The organism is Chryseobacterium sp. D764, from assembly GCF_019317325.1.
In the GTDB taxonomy this organism is placed as follows: Bacteria; Bacteroidota; Bacteroidia; order Flavobacteriales; family Weeksellaceae; genus Chryseobacterium.
Window position 1 is genome coordinate 2024242 of the sequence record NZ_CP079219.1, and the last position, 23004, is coordinate 2047245.

Genomic DNA, 23004 nt, shown 5'->3' on the forward strand with positions numbered 1-23004 from the left:
TAAATTTTAAAATTAAAATCAATTTAAACTCATTTAAAACAAATGGTTAAAAAAATAAACATAAAACATTATTATTAACGAAAATAATAAAAGAAATAAATCCTTAATTGTATTGAAAATGGAGAAAAAAACACCTTATTTTCTTAAATTTTACATAAAAAAGGTACTTTAAAAGGCAGACAACCCCTATTTCAAGACAGGGTTATTCAGATTAAAATAAAAAACCGTTAATATACCATATAGAGAATTCGATTAAAACCAGTAAAATTTTCTGTGATAATACATGTAATTTATTAACCATTTCTCACTTAAAATTAAAAATAATTCAACCTCATAAATTTTAAAAACATTCCCCCGTTTTTTGCATTTATAATAAAGTAAAGCACCCCAAAAGAGAGGTGCTTTGTATGATAAATAAGGATAATCTTACTTCTGATAACTGTAATATCTCGCTCCGACTAAAACCGGATTTTCAGTCTCAACAGAGACAAGCCCAAAACCATTATACTGTTTGTTTACAGATTCCTTCTTCTGTTTTCTGTGAAGTTTCTCATAAGTATCAAAGTCTACAGCGGTTCTTTGATTCAAATTTTCAAATAAGTTCCATTTCTCCACTATCTTGTTCCAGTTTCCGGATACTTTTCCGGCAAAAACTTTTGATTTTGAACCGCTTCCATATCCTATAAAACCAATTTCTTTCCCAGATAAGTCTTCATTTTCATTAAAAGAGGTTTGTAATGCCGAAAGAAATGCCATAAAGACAGAAGCTGTATACATATTTCCTATTTCGGAAGAAGCTCTCTGTGTCTTTTCTATCTTATCATTGATTAATTTTAGATAGTCTTCAGATTTTGCAACAGCTTTCTGCTCCTCTGCTGTTTCATAGGACAGACCATTCTCCAAACTGTAGATTTCAGTAAAAACCCTTTTCCCATGAAATGCATAAGGAAGGTGGAAGATAATATACTTCCAGTCTTCGTAAGGTTTTTCCTTGCCTGTGATCTCTTTATAATGATGATAAGCTTCTTTTATTCTATCCTGATAACATTGGTTAGAATATTGTCCATCAAATACAGGTTCATCTGTAAAAATTTCAATTTTTTCAGGATATGTTTCCGGAGCACCATCCAGATCTTCCTTATTATAAGTTCTTCTTGGTTTGAAAAAATCAAAAACACTTTCTGAAGCTACTCCCCAGTTATTTTCAATTTCAAGAAGGTCCGGCTGTGAAGAAATCAAAAGAGCTACCGCTCCTCCACCCTGCGTATATTCACCTGAAGAAGCCAATTCATATTTAGCATAGTCACTGGCAATCACTACTGCTTTTTTATCAGGATTCACCCTTACAAAATCCAGGGCATTATGCAGTGCGTCTACACCTCCTACACACGCAAAAGTCATATCCAGCACATCACAATTTCTGAAACATCTTGCTCCAAATTTTTCTTCCAGCACCTGTTCTACCATCTGAACAGCATAAGATGCCGTAGGTTTTGCTGCATCCACCGCACTTTCTGTTCCCAGATATACTCTTGCTATTTCCTTAGGATTGATATTATAATCTTGTATAAGCTTCAGTAATGCTTCTGCGGCAAAGGTTGCTGCATCTTCGTGAACATCAGAAAGCCCCATTTTATGAAGACCTAAACCTTTTTCCAACTTCGCCGGTTCTATTCCTCTTTTTTCTGCTAAATCCTTAATCTCCAAATATAAACCAGGCACATAATAGCCCGCTGCCTCAATTCCAAAACTCATAATTGTCTAAATTTTAAACGAATTTATGAAAGATAATGCAAAAAACAGTGGTAAAAAATGCTGATTTTTGTAATATTATTAAAACCCAATCTACTTTATATTATATTTTGACAAATTGGTATTCAGTCATGATAAAATAAAGCCGGCAGATTTGCCGGCTTTATTTATTATTTATAGTTTTCAATTGCTTTATTGATCACATCAATCTGCTTATTAATACTTGCAGCATTTTGTGGATTCTGTTTCAGCAGTTCCATTTTTTTGCTCAAGCCATCTTTCAGCATCTGGACGATCATCATTTTAGCCTGTGGATTATCTGCCATCTGATTCTTGGCATATCCTGCTATTTTCGTAATGCTTTCCGTAGCTTTCAGATTATCGGAAGTCATGATCCAGTTGAAACCATCTTCTGCTGCTTTTCCTAATTCCGGGTTCTGGAATTTAATAAATGGATAAAAGGTGGCAAGAGGAGCAATATTCTCTATCTGAGAAGTAATTTTATTCTTTACAATAATCGGGAGCAATTGTGCCTGCAATTCATCTGAAGCGCCCTTCATATCAATTTTATCGGCCAGATTGTTTGCTTTTGATGGATCAATGGAAAGAAGTGCACCCATAGAACTTCCTTTCACGGCATTTGAAATGGCATTTACTCCTTTTTCAAATAACGGAAGGTATTTTTTGTCTTTTATTTTTCCTAAAGCAGCAATAGCAGCTGCCTGAGTTAATGTTTTAGGATCGCTAGATGCCAGCTTTTCAACATCAGCGCCTAATGCCTTCATTTGTTCAGGATTAGCGAGGTCTATTAAATTCAAAGCTTTTATTCTTACTCTGAAGAAAGGATCTTTCAATGCAGCAGCCAATAATTTTACTGCTGCAGGACTTTTCCCAGCCTGATCTTTGATTCCGGTTAGAGCCAGATATCTGCTTTTAAACTCCTTAGAATTTGTAAACTGCATCAGGTTCTGTTCAGGAGTTTTGGTCTCTGTAATATCTGCCAGTAAAACTCCATCAGCATTGATATTAACCAGATCAGGAGTTTTGGAAACATCAAAACTAAATGTATTTTTTGCTTCTGCATTTACCCAGACACTGTATCTTTTAGGTTTTCCGTTGTCATATACATCTATAACCAGAGGAAATTCAAATGGCTTTTCCTGAGTTTGATTAATGGTTACCGCCACTTGTTTTTTAACAGGCTCAAATGTAAATGAATAATTAAGTTTCGGATTTCCGCTACCAAAATACCATTGGTTGAAGAACCAGTTTAAATCTTTACCAGATACATTTTCAAAAGATAGTCTTAGTTGATGTGCTTCAGCATTCTGATATTCGTTGGTTTTAAGATAGTCGTTCATTCCTGCAAAGAAGGCATCATCTCCAAGATAATTTCTCAGCATATTTAAAATTCCACCTCCTTTCTGGTACGTTACCAGATCAAAAACATCTTCACGGGATTCATAATTGAACCTTACCAGATTTTTATTAAAGTCGGATGGGTTGTGAAGGTAGTTATTCACATCGGTCATCAGGTGATAATCTGCCTGATCTTTCCCGTATTTATATTCATTCCAAAGGTATTCGGAATAGTTGGCAAAGGATTCGTTGACTGTAAGATTGCTCCAGCTTTCCGCGGTAACCAGATCTCCAAACCAGTGATGGAACAATTCATGCGCAATGGTATCTTCCCATGTATTTTCATCAATAAGCTGGCCTGGCTTCTGAAGGATATCACTCCCATGAAGTGTTGCTGTGGTATTTTCCATTGCTCCACTTACATAATCTCTACCGGAAATCTGAGCATATTTAGCCCATGGATAATCATAGTTCAGTTTTTTGGAGAAAAAATCGATCATTTCCGGAGTATTTCCGTAGATCTGCTTAGCATAAGGTTCGTATTCTTTTTCAATATAATAATCAACCGGAATGTTTTTCCATTTGTCTTTTACAATGGCATATTCTCCTACTCCCATGAAGAAAAGATAGGTAGAATGTCTTTTGTCCATCACCCAGTGATCCGTCCTAAGCCCGTTAGATTCTTTTTTAGATTCTTTCAGAAGGCCATTGGAAAGGGTAACATATTTATCAGGAACCGTCATATAGATTTCCTGCGTTGTCTTTTGGTTGGGTTTGTCAATAGTCGGAAACCATGCCGAAGAGGATTCTGTTTCTCCCTGTGTCCAGATTTGTGTAGGCATATCCGGATCTGTTCCCTGAGGATTGATAAAATAAAGTCCTTTTGCATCATTGATGGCCATACTTCCCTGTTGTTTTACCTCATTCGGGCGGGATGTATATTTGATGTAGACTGTATACTCCTGATTTTTCTGGTATGTTTTATCAAGGCTGATTTTCAGAACATCATTTTTGTAATCATATTTCAAAGGAGATTTCTTCCCGTTATTATCAAGCGCTACTTCATGAATCAGCATTCCTTTTGCATCAAGTGTAAGTTCGTTTGCAGCATAAAAATAAGGGGAGGCAGTAAGCCATTCTTCCCCATTCATCTGTTCTTTCTGATAGTCGAAATTTACTTTAAGCTTTGTGTGTTTAAGTTCCGTTACTTTAGCGGGAGTTGCTCTGTATACTTTTTCTCTTCCTGAAGTTTCGGTTTGTGCTGATACATTGGCGGAAAATAAAATCCCGAGTATAGCAATTGATAAAATGGCCTTTCTCATCTGTCTACATTATTATTTTTAGAATTATTTTTTAATGATTATATCGAAAATATCATTCACCAGGGTCTCATAGTCCCCTTTTTGAAGCTGTTCCTTTGTCTTTGCAAAAGCTTTTTTAAGTTCACTTTCCGGATTTTCGTCATCCACTGTTTCAGCTGAAGCTACTCCTTTCAATTGAAGTATGGCGTTTTTCAACACTTCAATGTCTGCATTTTCTTCAATATTTATTTTTAAATACTTCATGATTTATTTTTAAGCATTTGAAATTTATGATCTGTAACCCAATCATCCACTCCTTTTTCAAAGGGTTAAATAAGCCTGAGTTGTTCTTTCAAATTTAAGAAACAATTGCCAAAAGAAAGTGTACTAAAGGATTTATATTCTGATTCTCCAACTTATGAGCACAGGTAATGCCATCTATTAATGTTAAATTAATAGAAGTAAATAAAAAAATTAAAGTGATATAAGATTATTAAATAGCCACAGGAGCTTTGATTCCCGGATGCGGATCATAATTTTCCAGACTGAAGTCTTCAAAATCAAAATCAAAGATATCTTTAACTTCCGGATTCAGTTTCATCGTTGGAAGTGCTCTCGGCTCTCGTCCCAGCTGTCTGTTTACCTGCTCGAAGTGATTATTGTAGATATGAACATCTCCAAAACTGTGAACATAATCTCCCACTTCCAGATCACAAACCTGCGCTACCATCATCAACAGCAATGCATAGCTTGCAATATTGAATGGTACTCCAAGGAAAACGTCAGCACTTCTTTGGTACAGCTGTAGGGAAAGTTTACCATCTGCTACATAAAACTGGAATAGAGCATGACAAGGAGCCAAAGCCATATTCGGTATTTCCGCAACATTCCAGGCGGAGACAATCAGTCTTCTGGAATCCGGATTCTTTTTAATCTGGTCAATTACTTCTGTGATCTGATCTACAACTTTTCCGTCTGCACCGCTCCAGCTTCTCCACTGCGCTCCGTAAACCGGTCCTAAATCTCCATTTTCATTGGCCCATTCATCCCAAATGCTTACTCCGTTATCTTTAAGATACTTGATATTGGTATCTCCTTTCAGGAACCAAAGCAGCTCATAGATAATAGATTTCAAATGCACTTTTTTAGTTGTTACCAAAGGGAATCCTTTAGACAGATCATATCTCAGCTGATATCCGAAAACACTTCTTGTTCCAGTGCCTGTTCTGTCGGTTTTATCAGTTCCGTTATCTAAAATATGCTGTAAAAGATCCAGGTAGTTTTGCATTTTGAATGAGATTTTAAGTTCCAAATTTAGTAAAAACCATCAAAAAAAGCACTCATTTTTATGAATGCTTTTTATAAGCCTGATCTCTATTTTCTATTAAACAACTGTATATCTGCAATCTAACCTATATTAATTTTACCATATATTTTCAATTGTCTGATGAATAGTATTTACAGTGAATGACTCTCCTGTTTTTTTACCATACATCACTTTTACCAAGGGAGATTCTGCAGATACCGTCATGATTTTCTGATTTTCAAAAACAAGTTCACCCATTGAAACAGAGATATAGAACAATCCCTTATTGGTTTTCACCAATGCACCGTTCTGAACTTTTTCCGAAGGGTCGGAAGTTATTTTCTGCAGTACAGCCTGCTGATTCAAAACTTCGTTAAGCTGTCTTTGAAGATTATTAATTTCCTGCTGAAGCATTTCTCTTCCGGTTTCGTATTTGTCACCCATTGAGCTTTTTGTATCATTGTTGGAAGCCCGTGTTTCTGCAATAAGGTTTTCAAAATACTGGATTTTGTCGGCAGCTTTTGCTTTAATAATATTGATTATTTCCTGTTTGTTCATTCTAATAGTGGGATTTTATTGTGGATAGCTAAACCACCCGTCAAAATCTATGATTTTGACACCCCTCCAGCGGAGAGGAATTGAATACCGTTAAAGACTATTCTGTACTATTTTAAAATGTAAGTCAAAAATTTTAAGATTATTTTTCAAATACGGCATAATCAGAAACTTTAAAGCTAAAGTCTGTTCCGTTACTGAAATCTCTTTTCGTTTTATCAAAAACATTTCTGAATGTTCCGGATACATGTTCGTCTTCAATTGAAAAGTTAACAGGTTCTTTTGACATGTTCAAGACTACTAGCACTTCATCATTTCCATTTTTTCTTACATAAGCCAGGATTTTGTCATTGGCTGTAGTATTAAGAAGGTATGTAGTTACATTAGAATCACCTCCTCTTAAAGCTGGGTTGGAAGCTTTTAAATCCAATAATGTTTTATAGAAACCGGCAACCTTATAGGTATTGGTCCATTTGATGACATCTTTTTCGAAAAATTCCAGTCTCTTCATATTTGGAAGTTCCTGGCCTGAGTACAACAACGGAACTCCATTCCATGTTGCAGAGAATACTGCCATAGGTTTTGTGATGACTCCGTATTTTTCATATTCGGTTCCGTTCCATGAGTTTTCATCGTGGTTTGCAGTAAACCATGCTCTCATTGAAGCATCTCCGATATTAGAATATTGTCTCAGAAGATCTTTTAATTCCTGAAGAGGTTCATTTTTTTTATAATAATCTGCAGATTTGTGCATCCATTTCCAGGAATAGCTGGCATCAAAAACTTTCCCATATTCAGGACTTTCCAACTCATCAAATTCTCCCAGCCAGAAAAGAGGTTTTACTTTTTCTACTTCGGGACGGGCCTGAACCCAGAAACCTACCTCTACCCATGAAGCAAGATCACATCGAAAACCGTCAATATCAGTTTCCTGTACCCAGAATTTCATGGCATCAATCATGGCCTGACGCATCTCCTGGTTTTTATAGTCCAGTTCAATAATATCATCCATTCCGGAAGCGATATGAAATTTTCCGTCTGTATCTTTCAGATAAAATTCGGGATGTATTTTCGTCCATACATGATCCCATCCTGTATGATTGGCCACCCAATCTATAATTACTTTGAATCCCAATCTGTGTGCTTCATTCACCATATCTTTAAAATCCTGAAACGTTCCGAATTCGGGATTGATGGAAGTATAGTCTGCAGCAGCATATGGACTCCCCATACTTCCTTTTTTATTCTGCTGGGCAATGGGTGTGATAGGCATAAACCAAAGGGTTTTTATTCCCATAGATTTCAGGCGGGGCATTTCTTTTGCAAATGCTTTGAAAGTTCCTTCCTGAGTATATTGTCTTATGTTTACTTCGTAGATATTTGTATTATGTTTCCAATCTTTTGGCAGTTCTGTCATCTTCCGGGTATTTTTTTGAGTGGTACAGGAAACAATTCCCAGACCAATTACAGCTAACAAAATTAATTTTTTCATTAAACTATTTTTAACAAAAGTAAGAATTGTTTTTTTGAGAAAGGCAAAATTTAAGGCTAGATAAATAGCATCTCCAACCCGTCAGTAGAACCTGAAAATCTTACTGAAGAATTTAAAGAACTCAAAATAGACTTACAAAAGCTCAGCTGATATATCTGAAACCTCAAATGAGGCTGTTTTTATTTAAATACATACCTTCACACTTTTACAAAAAAAAACCCCGGATTAAAATCCAGGGCCAGTATATTGTGTTGACTATCTTTCGTCATCATTGTCATCTTCATCATCAAAGACATCGTCATTGTAGTCTTCTTCTTCCTCATCATCGAAGCTATCGTCTTCATCTGCAAAGTTTCCTCCTGATCCGAAATCTTCATCGAAACCAAACTCATCATCTGCCAAAGGCATTGCTGATTTCTTTTTAGATCCTCCGGCACTTCCATTTTTGCTAGGTGCCTTCAATGGAACGTTTCCGAATCTGTATACCGTGATAGGATAATTAACCCCTTTTGTTTCTTCAATAACTTCTACAAGTTCACAGAAGAATTCCCAAAGGTCAAGAAGCCCGTATTGGAACTGTGCTTTGTCACCTACACTTTCAAAAGCTTCATCAATGTAAACATCTGACATAATCTCACCATCACCATCATCACTCATATCTTCCAATGGGACACTTTTTACAATTGTTCCGTCATCTTCTAACAGATTAAAAGTAGAAAGCTCATCTCCCTGCAGACTGAATGCACTTTTAATTCCTAAATGTAAGTTCCATAACGTTTGTTTTCCCTTAACTTCGATATCACGGAAAATATCTTCTTTCGCATCTAATATTACGCGGATTTTGTAAACCATATCAGTTTCTTAAATTACTTTTTTGCCTTTATAATTATGATAAATCTCTGGTGCAAATATATAATAAATGACATGTGACAAAAAAATATTTCAGGATTTTTTAAAATATTTTTTTTCCTTACATTTTACCGGAATTATTTACTTTTTTCGAGCATAAAACTAAACTTCGTCCCTTCAAGGTACACGCTTTCTACGGTGATATTTTCGTTATGTGCTTCAAGAATATGTTTTACGATGGCCAATCCCAGCCCGGAACCTCCTTCTCTCCTGCTTCTGCTGGTTTCTACACGGTAAAATCTTTCGAAAATCCTTGGAAGAATTTCAGACTTGATTCCCATCCCATTATCTATCACTTCTATCAGCACCTTATTTTTGAGTACACTGGTCTTTACGATCACTTTTGCTTCCTGTCTGTTGGCATAATGGATCGCATTGGAAATAAGATTAATGAAAACCTGGGAAATTTTCTGTTTATCAGCCTCCACAAAAATCTGTGGATGAAGGGTCTGGATCTGTAATGTTGTATTTCGTTTTTCGGCTTCAAGATCAAGAAGATCGAAAATCTCTTTAATCAGAAGATTGACATCAAATTTTGAAACGGTAAGATTGATTTCACCTGCTTCCAGCCTGTTGATCATATCAAGATCTGTTACAATGGCGATAAGTCTTTCGACAGATTTATCAATTCTTTCCAGGTATTTATCCCGGATGGTAAGATTGTCTACTCCGCCGTCTCTTAAAGTTTCTACATATCCCTGAATAGAAAACAAAGGCGTTTTCAGTTCGTGGGACACATTACCGATGTATTCTTTACGGTAGCTTTCCATCTCTTTCATCATATCAATTTCTGATACCTGCTGCTGATTGAGATCTGAAAACCTTTCTCCTAATTCTTTGATGGTAATATTTTCATCCTGATTCTGAACTATTTCCTGTGGCAGAAATCCTGAAAGTCCTTTTACCTGTTTTCTGCTGTAATAATTGAAAAGAAGTTCCAATACCACACAGTTGATCAGAAAGATCAGGACAATACAGATGAAAAGACCCGTTTTAAACAAAGGGGTCTCATAATAGATATCTTTCAGTGAATCGAAGACGACTACTAAAAGAAGCATTACCAATGTCAGCAGACAGGAGGCAACGAGGGTAAGTCTGTAAAATTTCAATTTTACAACGTTTTAATGATTGAACGTAAAGTTAAGATTCTAAAATAATTAAACGATCAGTTTATATCCAATCCCTTTTAATGTCTGAATCGTATTGATTCCTAGTTTTTCTCTCAACCTTCTGATATGTACATCGATTGTTCTTTCACCAACAATCACATCATTACCCCAAACCTTTTCAAGAATTTCTTCTCTTTTGAAAACCTTTTCAGTATTGGAAGCCAAAAGGTAAAGCAAGTCAAATTCTTTTTTAGGAAGAAGAAACTGCTGTCCGCTTTTGGAAACTCTGAAATTATCTTTGTCGATAATAAGGTCTCCGATTTCGATTAGTTTTGCATTGTCAGAAACCTGTGAGGTCAGCTGTAATAATGCATTCACCTTAGAAATAAGGATTTTCGGTTTGATTAGTTTTACGATGTAGTCATTGGCACCCGCCTGAAAACCTGCTAACTGAGAAAACTCTTCGCTTCTTGCAGAAAGGAACACGATAAGTGTTTTCTGAAGTTCTTTCACTTTACGAAGTTCCTGACAGGTTTCTATACCATCTTTTTCAGGCATCATGACATCTAATAAGATAAGGTCCGGAACAATCTCCTTTGCTTTTTCTATACCTTCGTTACCGTTGGTAGCTGTATAGATATCATACCCTTCCTTTTCCAAATTGTAAGACAGAATCTCTAAAATGTCCAGTTCATCGTCTATTAAAAGAATTTTTTTGCTCATCTTCTAGTTTAAGAATTCCCACAAAATTAATTATTTCCATTGATTTCATCTATCTGCCAAATGTTAACTAATTATTAAAAAAACATATCGCAGTATAAAATTACAAAATCAATAAAAAAATTAAACAATAAATACACATAAATCAAATATAGGGAATAATATTTAAAATTAAAACAAAAATTATAATTATATAAATTAAACATCAATAACTATAAATTTCTCTCATCTGTTAATACAAATTTCACAATTAATTAAGATTCTCCTAAAGTTTTCTTAAAAACTTAGCCCTTATTTTGCCCTTGAAAAAGAAGTAAAAGAAGTAAAATGAAAAAACAACTCCACAAGAGCATCATGCTACTTGCCTTGTTTTCTGCTGGCTATGCTTTTGCACAAAGTCAGATTTTGGAAGGTAGGGTATTGGACGAGAAAGATAACACTCCTATAGAAGGGGTAAAGGTAAAAGTAAATGGACAGGAAGTAATGACTGACATTTCCGGATACTACTCTATCAACCTGTCCCCCGGCACCAATTACATTGTAACGGTAAGCTCCAATGGGTATAACAGAAAAGAGATCAGTGAGGTTATTATCAAAAATGAAGGTAATACTCATCTTGATATCGTAATGGACAAGCCCTCTACCAAAGAAAAAGAAATTGAGGGAGTTGTCATCAAATCAAACGCAAGAAAAGAAACCATAGCCTCTACTATCGGACTACAGAAAAATGCCGGTGTAGTTTCTCAGGTTATTGGTGTTGAAGCTATTAAAAGAAGTCCGGACAGAAACACAGGGGAAGTTCTGAAGAGAGTTTCCGGAGTGAGTTTATCTGAAGGAAAATATATTGTAGTAAGAGGTTTATCAGACCGTTATAACCAGGCAATGCTGAATGGTATTCAGTTATCCAGCACGGAGCCTGACAGAAAGACTTTCTCTTTCGACCTTTTCCCTGCCAACGTTATCGAAACCCTTGTTATCAACAAAACTTTCATTCCAGAATATACAGGTGAATGGGGAGGAGCTTTGATCCAGGTAAATACAAAGGATATTCCTAATAAAAATTTCTTCAATGTACAGGTAGGCGTAGGAGGAAATACGGCAACTATGGGACAGGAATTCCATATGCAGAAAGGTGGAAAATGGGACTTTCTAGGAATTGATGACGGTTACAGAAAGCTGCCAACCAATATGCCTGCAAAAAATGCATTCAGTATTTTAGATGAAGGTCAGAAAACCAATATTGGTAAAGGGTTTACAAAGAATTTAGGATACAACAGTATTGGTTATCCTGAAAACTTAAGTTTACAACTTGACGGAGGTTTCAATACCAAATTATTCGGAAAAGATTTAGGGGTAATTGCTGTTTTAAACTATAGTAACAACAAAAGAAGAACTGAGTCTACCAACCGTTTCTTTACCATCAACGACCAACTTGCCGATACCAACTTCGATTATTTTACAGAAAAATACAGCAATGATATTATCTTAGGAGGAATGTTGAACCTTTCTTTAAAGCTCAACAGCAACAATAAAATCTCCTTAAAGAATATCATTACCAACAATACGGTGAACCACATGTCCTTCAGAACAGGAAAGGACTTTGAATTTGACCCGATCAACGGGACAAACATTATGGCAAGGGAAATAGGTTTTAAAGAAACTACTTTCTACAACTCTACCCTTACCGGTACTCATAAAATAGATGCTCTGGGTGGATTTACCGTAAACTGGTACGGAAGCTTCGGGATCCTGGATCAGTATATTCCTTTGCTGCAGCGTTTGCAGTATAACCAATACACCAATATAGAAGGAAGCCCATATTTAGCATTGATTTCTAATGGTCTTTCTCAAAAGTCAGGAAGTGTATTCTATTCTACCCTAAGTGATTATCTATATAATGCAGGGGGTGATATCTCCAAAACATTTACGATGTTTGGACAAAAACAAACGATCAAAGGAGGTTATTTGTTCCAGGTAAAAGACAGAATCTACAACTCAAGACCGTTCTCTGTAAGACTTGAGAAATTCAACCAGGGATTACTTTCTCAGCCTTTCGAAACAATCTTCAATCCTGGGAATTTCGGAGGTAACGGTGGATTTACATTTGATGAAATTGCAGGAAACCAGTACAGATATATTGCCAACACGATCCTTAACGCGGGGTATTTACAGTTTGACAACAACTTTACACCATGGTTAAGAGCAGTTTGGGGATTAAGAGTTGAAAACTTTGATCAATTGGTTGGAAGCACGAAGAAAAGTGATGACCGTTTTGTGAACACCCGTGTTACAGATTTCTTACCTGCTGTAAACTTAACATTCAAGGTAAACCCTAAAATGAACATCCGTGTTGCAGGTTCACAAACTGTTGTTAGACCGGAGTTTAGAGAAGTTTCTCCTTTAGCATATTATGATTTTGATCTTGGAGCTACTGTAATTGGTAACAAATCAATTGAAAGAACCAAAATTACGAGTGCCGATGTTCGTTGGGAATATTACCCAAGAAACGGAGAAATTATATCCGTAGCAGGTTTCTATAAAAACTTCAAAAAGCCAATCGAATTATACTTCAACCAATCAGGGGTAGGAACGAGTAATACCTTCAACTACCTTAACGTAGATAAAGCTGATGCTTATGGAGTGGAACTAGAAGTAAGAAAAAAACTTGATTTTGTAAGCGCTCTTAAAAACTTCACCCTGGGTGGAAACGTAGCTTTAATCAAAAACAAAGTAACAGACGAGGCTACTAAGATTGACAGACCAATGCAGGGGCAGTCTCCTTATACTGTCAACGTAAGTCTTCAGTATGACACTGAAAAATCAGGTTGGTCTTCTACAGTACTATTCAATATGATCGGAAGAAGAATCCTTTATGTAGGAAACGATCAGGTACCACCAATCTGGGAAGCACCAAGACCTCTTTTGGATTTCCAGCTTGCTAAAAAAATATGGAGCAACAAAGGAGAAATCAAGCTGAATGTTTCAGATATTCTGAACCGTCGTGCTAAATTCTACCATGACCTGAACGACAACGGTAAGTATGACAGCAAAGATGCTCTTGCTATCGAAAGACTTTCAGGAACCAATATCAGTTTAACACTGGGATACAATTTTTAATTCATTCAACAAATAATCTAATAAATAATTTAATTCTTTATAACATGAAAAAGTTCGTTTTATATTCTTTAATGCTTGGCGCTCTAGTATCAACTACCGCATGTAGAAATATAGAAGAAGATGGACCTACCATTATTCAAAATGGAGGTAATGGAAACGGAGAAACTGAAAACCTTATTCTTTCAGGAAAGATCACTTCCAGCCTTACGCTTAAAGCAAATAAAATCTATAAGCTAAGAGGACTAGTATATGTAACTAACGGAGCTACTTTAACTATCGAGCCAGGTACAAAGATTGTAGGTGAAGCTGATAAAAACGGAGCTTTGATCATTACAAAAGGAAGTAAAATCATGGCAGAAGGAACTGCTGCCAACCCAATTATCTTCACTTCTGAAAAACCAAGTCCTAAAAGAGGAGACTGGGCAGGTGTAGTAATTTTAGGAAATGCTCCTACTAATGCTTCTTTCGGTGGGGCAAACGGAGTTGGAGAGATTGAAGGAGGAATCAACAACTCTGAAGGTCTTGGACTTTACGGTGGAAACAATGCTGCTGACAACAGTGGTATATTAAAATATGTAAGAATAGAATATGCAGGATATGCATTCTTACCGGATAAAGAGATCAACGGACTTACATTCGGTGGTGTAGGTAGCGGAACTACAGTAGATTACGTAGAAGTTGCTTATGCTAATGATGACAGTTTTGAATGGTTCGGAGGAACGGTAAACTGTTCTCACCTTATCTCTTACAAAGGTCTTGATGATGATTTCGATACAGATAACGGTTTCTCAGGAAAGGTACAGTTTGGTATCGCAGTAAGAGATTCTCAGGTAGCAGACGTTTCCGGTTCTAACGCATTTGAATCTGATAATGATGCTAACGGTTCTACTTTGACACCTCAGACATCAGCTACATTCTCTAACATGACGATTATCGGACCAATCAACTCTGCAGCTCCAGGATCAATCAACGCGTTATTCCAGAATGCATTACAGATCAGAAGAAACTCTTCTATCTCTGTATTCAACTCTGTATTTACAGGATTCCCTGTTGGTTTATTCATTGATGCTACAAAAGGTGCTCCAACAGATAACAATATTGTAGGTAATAAGCTGTTCTTTGAAAATAACGTTTTAGCAGGAATGCAAACTCCTTTAAAATTCGGACCATCTACTTCTACTCCTACAACGTATACATTGAACGATCTTACAACTTGGTTTAATGTTAAAGGAAATACCATCCTTGCTTCTACTGCTGATGTAAAACTTGCCGGTGCATGGGCTCCTGCAGGAACTACACCAAACTTTACGCCTAGCGCAGGTTCTCCTTTATTAACAGGAGGTGCATTTACTAACCCTAAATTAGCTACTTGGTTTACACAGGTAACTTACAAAGGTGCTGTAAAAGATGCTACAGATACTTGGTACGCAGGATGGACAAACTTCAACTTATAATAATACATAAGTACTTAGATTTAATTTCAAATAGAAGGCCTTCGGAAGTATTTTCCGAGGGCTTTTTTTTATTGTTATCATCAGATATTATAACGGTCCGCTGAAATCAATATTAAGCGGTGTTCATATTGTAAAAAACAGAAAATGACAATTTGAACAGTTGTTATTTTTGTTTAAAAGTAGATTTTTATAAGGGTTTGTTAAAAAATTTTGGCTAAAACCAGGGAAATATATTCTATTGATAGAGAAGAGAGAAAAGAGAAGAGAGAAGAGACCCCGAAACCCATAACTCATAATTTATAATTTATCATTCAATAAAAAGCCACCAGGAAACTCCCGATGGCATTCACAAAAAACAAGTGTATAAAAATATATATACTTCAATTAATTTCTCCAAAATAAATTCCCGTCATTCATCAGGGCTTTTATTTCAGACATTCTGGAAACAGCTTCTGCAGAACACGAAGCGTCTGCCAGAACAACTGCAGCTTCATCACCAGCTTTAGGCCATTGCTGTTTTCCTTTCTCATCCAATGGAAGAATACTTTGAGTGGCAAACTGCAAAGCTCTTGATAGTGCATATTCTGTAGCATAACCATATAACTCAGCAATGAGATTCGCTTTCTGGAGCATACTTCCTGAACCAAAAGTACTCCAGTAATCCTGTACATTATCATTTCCGATCAATACATTGACCCCATATTTTTTCAGGGTTGGAATCGGCATTACCGTTCCTTTAAAAGGTACTGAAGAAGCGATTCCCACTTTTCCTTCAGCCAGTTTTTCTGCAATCTGCTCTGTTTCTTTTGGTGAAAGATGAGCCAGGGCAAATGCATGACTTACAAATGTTTTCCCCTGCAGTGCCGGATTTTCAATTGCTTTATCAATCAGGTAATTGATTGTTTTCATTCCAGGCTCTCCTACTTCATGCAGGTGAATATCAATTCCTTTGTGGTGATCTAAAGCCAGCTCAACGGTAAAATCCATTACTTTTTCTATGCTTCCGTCAATACTTAAAGGATCCAATCCACCGATAAATCCTACACTTTTAAGCTGTGCTGCTTCCTTCATCAAAGGAACCGTATCTGTATAGTAAACTCCATGTTGCGGAAAAGCAACTAATTCTGCTTTGAAAGAGTCCTTTTTATTTTCAAGAGCCTGCTCAAGATGCTCCAGAGATTTCAGTCCCGAAGTAGTATCAATATTGAAATGAGTTCTTACGAAATGAGTTCCATAATGCTGCTGCAGACTGATCAGCTGTTCTGCTCTGCTTACAGAAGTTTTCAACAGTTCAGGAATGATTTCCTGCTCATAAGCAATCATATCTTTCACTGTTCTTCTCTTAGGAGAAAGAGCCTGCCATGGAAGACCGTACAATGTTTTATCCAGATGGATGTGCATATCTCTGAACGCCGGAAGCATCAGATATCCTTTAGCATCTATTGCTTCTGAAGCGGGATCATTTGCTTTTACTGTTTTTATTTTTCCATCTTCAATTTCAATACTGAAAAGATCAGTTTTTGTTCCGGTTACCTCTTCATTTTCGTATTCAAAACCTGTTTCCAGGCGGACATTTTTAAGGGAATATTTTCCTTTTGCAGTTAATTGATAGGGAAATTGCATGATTCTAAGATTTTAACAATACAAAATTAGCCCTACTTCAGGGTAAAACAGGTGTATCAATTATGTCTTGTTTTGTACAGATTATTCTTTGAATTGGGTAGGTGTCATTCCCGTCTGTGCTTTAAAGAATTTGGAAAAACTTGCATGATCGTAGAAACCGAGATCATACACAATGTCTTTTACTGACATTTCAGAAACTTTTAAAAGTCTTTTGGCTTCCAGTAAAATACGGTCCTGAATGAGAGATGAAGCCGAAGCATTAAGATTTTTCTTGCAGACAATATTCAGGTAGTTGGCCGAAATATTCAGTTTATCCGCATAAAAAGAAACTGATCTTTCTGTTTTAAAATGTTCATCAATAAGATGGAGAAATTTTGAAATAATAGGATTTGAGTTATAGACTTCAAAGTCTTTGAAAGCTCCTTCCACAGATTTACTTACCAACAGCCCAATCAGCTCACTCCTTTTTTGAATAAGCTCCCAAAATACTTTTTCACCACTAAGTTCTTTCTGGATAGATTGAAATTCATATAGAAAAGTTTTAAAAATTTCCGGGGAAAGATTGATAACCGGATGGTTCTGATAATAAGAGGCAGAAAACCTTAATGACGGCAGGAAACTTTCAAACCAGTCCCGGCTGATCATCAGCTGATAACCGATGGTTTCTTTTTCAATCACCCATTGATGTACCTGATCCGGAAAAACAAGGTGGATCTGATGGTCTTTTACCGGATATTCTGTAAAATCTATAGTATGTGAACCGACTCCATGCTCAAAAAGATTGATGATAAAAAAATCATGCTTATGGGGATCATCAATGGAACGTGCCCCATAAAGTTCATTAAACAGCAGATTACAGCCCTTCAGCTGATTCTCACTAAATTCCTGAATTCCTAAAATTGGAAAATGATCCGTATGATAGCCCACTCTGCCTGATTTTCTCCTAAAATTACTAAAATTTGTGAGAAAAAACTAAAATAACCACAAAAGGGACAAAAGCTTTACATACACCACTCCTACTTCAGTTTCTATCTGCATTCAGTGACTATTTCCGAAAATCAATAATATATTCCCAGGCTTTCCTTTAGTAAAACTTTTATACCCTTTGTGGTTAAAAAAACACAACTAAATTATATATATAAATTTATAAGCAATTATATTGTTCAAATCTTATCTGCAAGACTTTTTTACTTTTCATTTAAGTTCAAAAAAGTTTAAAAGACAACATTTCCATCATGCACCAATGATTCAACTTCTGAAATTCTTGATACAGTTTCTGCAGAACAGCTTGCATTCATCAGAACAAAGTCTGCTTTATCACCTGATTTTGGCCATTGCTGAGTTCCTTTGTCATCCAGCGGAAGAATATTTCCTGTGGCCAGTTTTAAACTTCTTGACAATAAAAACTCTGTTGAATATCCATACAGTTGAGCCATTAAGTTGGCTTTCTGAAGCACACTTCCCGTTCCGAAAGTATTCCAATGGTCTATGATGCTGTCATTTCCTGTCAGAACGGTTACATTATGTTTGTAAAGCGTTGGTATTGGCATGATCAGCCTTCCGAAAGGGATTGTAGAAACAATTCCGATCTGTGCCTCACCTAATTTTTCTGCGATTTCTTCCTGTTTTGCAGCTTCTAGTTTAGCCAGAATAAAACAATGGCTTAAATAGGTTTTCCCTTTCAGAGAAGGGTTTTCATTTACTTTTTTAATAAGATATTCTACAGTTTTCAATCCGGAATCACCGGTTTCATGCAGGTGAATATCGATTCCTTTTTTATTGTCCAAAGCAAGCTGAACGGTAAAGTCTACCACTTTTTCAATATCACCATCAATGTTGAAAGGGTCTACACCACCAATAAAGTCAATATCCATCTTTGCTGCTTCTTTCAGATAAGGTACAGAATCTGTATAGAACACGCCATGCTGCGGAAAGGCTACCAGCTCAGCTCCAAAACCCTTCTTTTTATTTTCTAAAGCTTTCTGCAGATTTTTTAATGACTGCAGTTTGGAAGTGGGTTCAATATTCACATGGCTTCTCGCATAGGAAGTTCCTTTTGACTGTAATAATTCGATCAGTTTCTCTGCCTTGAAGGTTGAATTCTTCAGCATCTCCGGAAGCATTTTCTGCTCCAGCTCTATCATTCCTTTGATCCCTCCGGTTCTTTTTCTAACGGCCTGCCATTGATCTCCATAAAAGGTTTTATCAAGGTGAATATGCATATCCTTGAATGCAGGAAGCATCAATAGTCCTTTTGCATCTGTCGCTTTAGCATTAGGCTGGTTCGGAGCAATCTTTATAATTTTTCCGTTTTCAACTTCTATATAGAACAGATCTGTTTTGGTAGAAGCCACTTCTCCATCCTGATATTCAAAACCTGTTTCCAGACGGACATTTTTCAGAATCATTTTTCCTTTTGCCGAACTGTTATTTCCATCAAGGAAAGGTGATGCAGTCATAATATTAGGTATTAAAGTTAATCCCGCTACAGCCAAAGCTGAATTTCGGATAAAGTCTTTGCGGGAGATGGTATTGTCAGAAGTCTTCATTTCCAATCTATTTATGACAAAATTAAAAAGAAGTCTGGTGAACAAAGTGTATCGTTTATTACAAAATCTGTATGATTTATGCTTTGTTCTGATTGTTTTTTAAATACCCTGTTATTCATTACAGCAATAAACAACTTTATCCATAACGCTGTTATTCCTTAGGAACATATATCATAATACCCGCATTACTAAGACTCCTACGGAGTGACAAACTTTGCGGATATTTTTAGACGTAAAAATTACTTACAATTTATAAAAATGTTTACCAGTAACCTTGTCATTCTGTAGGAATCTATATCATAATATCTACATTACTGAGACTCCTACGGAGTGACAAAGATTGCGGATATTTTTATCAGATGTAATGAGTACTTTTTATTTATCCGGATAGTATTGACAGCATCTTTGTCATTCTGTAAGAATCTAAATGATGCTGTTTTACGTTGCCGAGACTCCTATGGAATGACAAACTTTGCGGATATTTTTAGACGTAAAAATTACTTACAATTTATAAAAATGTTTACCAGTAACCTTGTCATTCCGTAGGAATCTATATCATAATATCTACATTACTGAGACTCCTACGGAGTGACAAAGATTGCGGATATTTTTATCAGATGTAATGAGTACTTTTTATTTATCCGGAAAGTATTGACAGCATCTTTGTCATTCTGTAAGAATCTAAATGATGCTGTTTTACGTTGCCGAGACTCCTATGGAATGACAAACTTTGCGGATATTTTTAGACGTAAAAATTACTTACAATTTATAAAAATGTTTACCAGTAACCTTGTCATTCCGTAGGAATCTATATCATAATATCTACATTACTGAGACTCCTACGGAGTGACAAAGATTGCGGATATTTTTATCAGATGTAATGAGTACTTTTTATTTATCCGGAAAGTATTGACAGCATCTTTGTCATTCTGTAAGAATCTAAATGATGCTGTTTTACGTTGCCGAGACTCCTATGGAATGACAAACTTTGCGGATATTTTTAGACGTAAAAATTACTTACAATTTATAAAAATGTTTACCAGTAACCTTGTCATTCCGTAGGAATCTATATCATAATATCTACATTACTGAGACTCCTACGGAGTGACAAAGATTGCGGATATTTTTATCAGATGTAATGAGTACTTTTTATTTATCCGGAAAGTATTGACAGCATCTTTGTCATTCTGTAAGAATCTAAATGATGCTGTTTTACGTTGCCGAGACTCCTATGGAGTGACAAACGTTGCGTTGAACATTTTGTAATTCCAAACTAATGAAATCAATTTTCTTTACATAAAAAAACCGGATCTAAAATCCGGTCTTATTATTATTTATTTGAATATTCAAATTTTCTTACAGCTTCCAGCGTCATATCAATTTCTTTATCCTTGATTGCATCACTGATGAAATACGTTTCATAACCACTTGGCGGCAGATACACTCCATTCTGAAGCATCTGGTGGAAGAAGTTATTAAACAATGAATGGTTAGCTTCCTGTGCTTCATCAAAGTTAGAAACTCTGTTGATATGGAAGAATACCGACATCATAGAACTTTTTCTGTTGATTTTATGAGCAATTCCTTTTTCATTCAGAATTTTTCCGATTTCAAAATCTAATGTTTCTGTTGTCTTGTATAATCTGTTGAAAAATTCAGGATCATTTTTAATAAGCTGAAGGGTTTTTAATCCCGCTCTCATTGCTAAAGGGTTTCCACTTAATGTTCCTGCCTGGTATACTCCTCCTTTTGGAGCCAGGTGATCCATAATTTCGTTTCTTCCTGCGAAAGCTCCTACCGGAAGACCTCCACCGATTACTTTTCCGTAAGTCACAAGGTCTGCTTTAACATTGAAAAGCTCCTGAGCTCCTCCGAAAGCCAGTCTGAAACCGGTCATTACCTCATCAAAAATTAATAAAGCTCCGTTTTCATCACAGATCTTTCTCAGATTTTGTAAGAAATTGTTTTCCGGCAGTACACACCCCATATTTCCTGCAACCGGCTCTATAATTACCGCTGCAATTTCTCCCTGATTGTGACGGAATAGATCTTCTACCTGTTCAAAATCGTTATAACGGGCAAGTAATGTATCTTTAGCAGTACCTGCTGTTACTCCCGGAGAATTTGGATTTCCGAAAGTTGCCGCACCACTTCCTGCTTTGATCAGAAATGAATCTGAATGTCCGTGATAACAGCCTTCAAATTTTACGATCTTATCTCTTCCTGTATAACCTCTTGCCAGTCTTACTGCACTCATACATGCTTCTGTTCCTGAAGAAACCATTCTGATCTGGTCAATATTCGGAACGTTATCAATAATAAATTTTGCAATTTCCGTTTCCAGTTCTGTAGGCGCTCCGAAAGAGAATCCTTTCTCTGCCTGGATTTTAAGTTCTTCCAGTACTTCAGGATGGGTATGTCCCAAAATGGCCGGGCCCCATGAATTGATATAATCGATGTAAGTATTGTCATCTGCATCGGTAAGGTAAGCTCCTTTTGCCGATTTCATAAAAACAGGAACACCTCCTACGGATTTGAATGCTCTCACCGGAGAGTTTACTCCTCCCGGAATGTATTTGTAGGCTTCATCAAACAAAGCCGAACTTCTTTGATACTTCATATATACTTAGTTGCTGTTGGCAGTTGCTGGTTGGCATGTAACTGTCAACGGTAAACGCTCAACAAAAAATTAAATTAGTTTCTTGGTTTTTTGTCTATTAAATAAATAAGCTGTCCTGCAGATGGTTGCTGTCCTTCATCCATTCTGTTTTTAGCATACAATTTATTTAATTTGATTCCGAATTTCTGAGCGATATCATGCATATCTTCTCCGGATTCTGCTTTATAAGTAGCTGTATTTCCTGTAGAATTTTTTGATTCCAGAAAAACAATATCATTTTTCTTTAAGATTTCACCTTCCAGTTCATTCCACTTGATCAGTCTGCTTTCGCTGACTTTGAATTTATTGGCGATGAATTTCACATCAGTATCTTCAGGAATTACGATATATTTCAGGCCGTCATTCGGATGGCTTTTGATAAGGATGGAATTAAGAATTTCAGCTTTCGTTTTGATTCTTTCCACTCTTTTTTGCTGTTGTGCGTAAGAAGTCTGTTTATAAGGAACTTCTACAGTAACCGGGTCTTTAGCTTTTTTAACCGCTTTTGAGGGTTCCAGCTGTGCCATGAAAGTTCTGTCGTCCTTCAGATCCGGATACATTTTAAGTACGGCATACAATACCTCATTAGAACTGGTATTGTCGAATTCATATAGCTTGTACTTTTCAATTTTGGTAATAAGAATTGAAGCATAACGTGGATTGGTAGCATAACCCGCTTTTTTTAAACCGGTTGCCCACGCTCTGTAATCTCTCATATCCAATTTGAAAAGGTTTGCGTAATATTTTCTGGTGGATAAAAATATAGAATGATCTTCATAAGACTGTCTTGGATCGTCATATACACGGAAGCATTCATTGGGTGCATCATCGGTATGTTTCATCGTTCTACCGGTCCAGTCTTCTTTACATTTTATACCGAAGTGGTTTTTACCTTCCTGTGCCAATCTGCTTTGCCCGCCCCCGGTTTCCAATAATCCCTGGGCAAGGGTAATAGAAGCCGGAATTTTATATTTTTCCATTTCTTCTACGGCATATTTAGCAAACTTCTGAATATACTGATCTTCGGTTGCCCAAGCCTGGGCAGAAAATTTTGATAAAACTAAAAGGCTTATGGATAGGAAAAGTCTTTTCATGTTTT

The 23004-nt window shown here is 36.3% G+C and carries 16 protein-coding genes; 2 read left to right on the forward strand and 14 right to left on the reverse strand.

Annotation, left to right across the window (positions count from 1 at the left end; genetic code table 11):
• Positions 1-426: 426 nt before the first annotated feature.
• The 9 genes from KYG33_RS09075 to KYG33_RS09115 all read right to left on the reverse strand — a co-directional run bounded on the left by KYG33_RS09075 (position 427) and on the right by KYG33_RS09115 (position 10506).
• Entirely contained in the window at positions 427-1755 is a 1329-nt protein-coding gene (locus KYG33_RS09075) for a hydroxymethylglutaryl-CoA synthase family protein (protein WP_180564358.1), read from the reverse strand.
• A 167-nt stretch (positions 1756-1922) separates the two neighbouring features.
• A complete protein-coding gene (locus KYG33_RS09080; protein ID WP_219073108.1) occupies positions 1923-4433 on the reverse strand; it encodes a M1 family metallopeptidase in 2511 nt (836 codons plus the stop codon).
• Between the two features lie 24 nt (positions 4434-4457).
• Positions 4458-4676 (reverse strand): hypothetical protein, encoded by a 219-nt coding sequence (locus tag KYG33_RS09085; RefSeq protein ID WP_180564360.1) that lies wholly within the window; start codon positions 4674-4676, stop codon positions 4458-4460.
• Positions 4677-4905: 229 nt separating this feature from the next.
• Positions 4906-5700, reverse strand: a complete 795-nt coding sequence (locus KYG33_RS09090; protein WP_149386689.1) for a thymidylate synthase — start codon at positions 5698-5700, stop codon at positions 4906-4908.
• A gap of 135 nt (positions 5701-5835) precedes the next feature.
• Positions 5836-6276, reverse strand: a complete 441-nt coding sequence (locus tag KYG33_RS09095) for a hypothetical protein (protein ID WP_077418216.1) — start codon at positions 6274-6276, stop codon at positions 5836-5838.
• Between the two features lie 139 nt (positions 6277-6415).
• Positions 6416-7765 carry an alpha-amylase family glycosyl hydrolase gene (locus KYG33_RS09100; RefSeq protein WP_219073109.1) on the reverse strand — a complete coding sequence of 450 codons (1350 nt, stop codon included), beginning with the start codon at positions 7763-7765 and terminating at the stop codon, positions 6416-6418.
• A gap of 255 nt (positions 7766-8020) precedes the next feature.
• Positions 8021-8617: an IS1096 element passenger TnpR family protein gene (locus KYG33_RS09105; RefSeq protein ID WP_077418212.1), complete on the reverse strand. Its 597-nt coding sequence runs from the start codon at positions 8615-8617 to the stop codon at positions 8021-8023.
• 134 nt (positions 8618-8751) lie between these two features.
• Entirely contained in the window at positions 8752-9783 is a 1032-nt protein-coding gene (locus KYG33_RS09110) for a sensor histidine kinase (RefSeq protein WP_180564361.1), read from the reverse strand.
• A gap of 48 nt (positions 9784-9831) precedes the next feature.
• Entirely contained in the window at positions 9832-10506 is a 675-nt protein-coding gene (locus KYG33_RS09115) for a response regulator (RefSeq protein ID WP_077418208.1), read from the reverse strand.
• A gap of 324 nt (positions 10507-10830) precedes the next feature.
• On the opposite strand from KYG33_RS09115, the gene KYG33_RS09120 reads away from it, so the two are divergent.
• Together KYG33_RS09120 and KYG33_RS09125 are read left to right on the forward strand one after the other, a co-directional pair.
• Positions 10831-13620 (forward strand): TonB-dependent receptor domain-containing protein, encoded by a 2790-nt coding sequence (locus tag KYG33_RS09120; protein WP_077418206.1) that lies wholly within the window; start codon positions 10831-10833, stop codon positions 13618-13620.
• Between the two features lie 44 nt (positions 13621-13664).
• Complete coding sequence (locus KYG33_RS09125; RefSeq protein ID WP_219073110.1) at positions 13665-15074, forward strand: hypothetical protein; 1410 nt, start codon at positions 13665-13667, stop codon at positions 15072-15074.
• A gap of 384 nt (positions 15075-15458) precedes the next feature.
• Here KYG33_RS09125 and KYG33_RS09130 read toward each other — a convergent pair whose 3' ends face one another.
• The 5 genes from KYG33_RS09130 to KYG33_RS09150 form a co-directional block, all read right to left on the reverse strand.
• On the reverse strand, positions 15459-16697 hold the full coding sequence (locus KYG33_RS09130) for an amidohydrolase (RefSeq protein ID WP_219073111.1): 1239 nt from the start codon (positions 16695-16697) through the stop codon (positions 15459-15461).
• Positions 16698-16778: 81 nt separating this feature from the next.
• A complete protein-coding gene (locus KYG33_RS09135; protein ID WP_077418200.1) occupies positions 16779-17624 on the reverse strand; it encodes a helix-turn-helix domain-containing protein in 846 nt (281 codons plus the stop codon).
• A 287-nt stretch (positions 17625-17911) separates the two neighbouring features.
• A complete protein-coding gene (locus tag KYG33_RS09140) occupies positions 17912-19246 on the reverse strand; it encodes an amidohydrolase (RefSeq protein ID WP_219073112.1) in 1335 nt (444 codons plus the stop codon).
• A 1330-nt stretch (positions 19247-20576) separates the two neighbouring features.
• Entirely contained in the window at positions 20577-21866 is a 1290-nt protein-coding gene (gene hemL / locus KYG33_RS09145; protein ID WP_219073113.1) for a glutamate-1-semialdehyde 2,1-aminomutase, read from the reverse strand.
• Between the two features lie 74 nt (positions 21867-21940).
• Positions 21941-22999, reverse strand: coding sequence for a glucosaminidase domain-containing protein (locus tag KYG33_RS09150; protein WP_077418194.1), 1059 nt, complete (start codon positions 22997-22999; stop codon positions 21941-21943).
• Positions 23000-23004 lie beyond the last annotated feature (5 nt).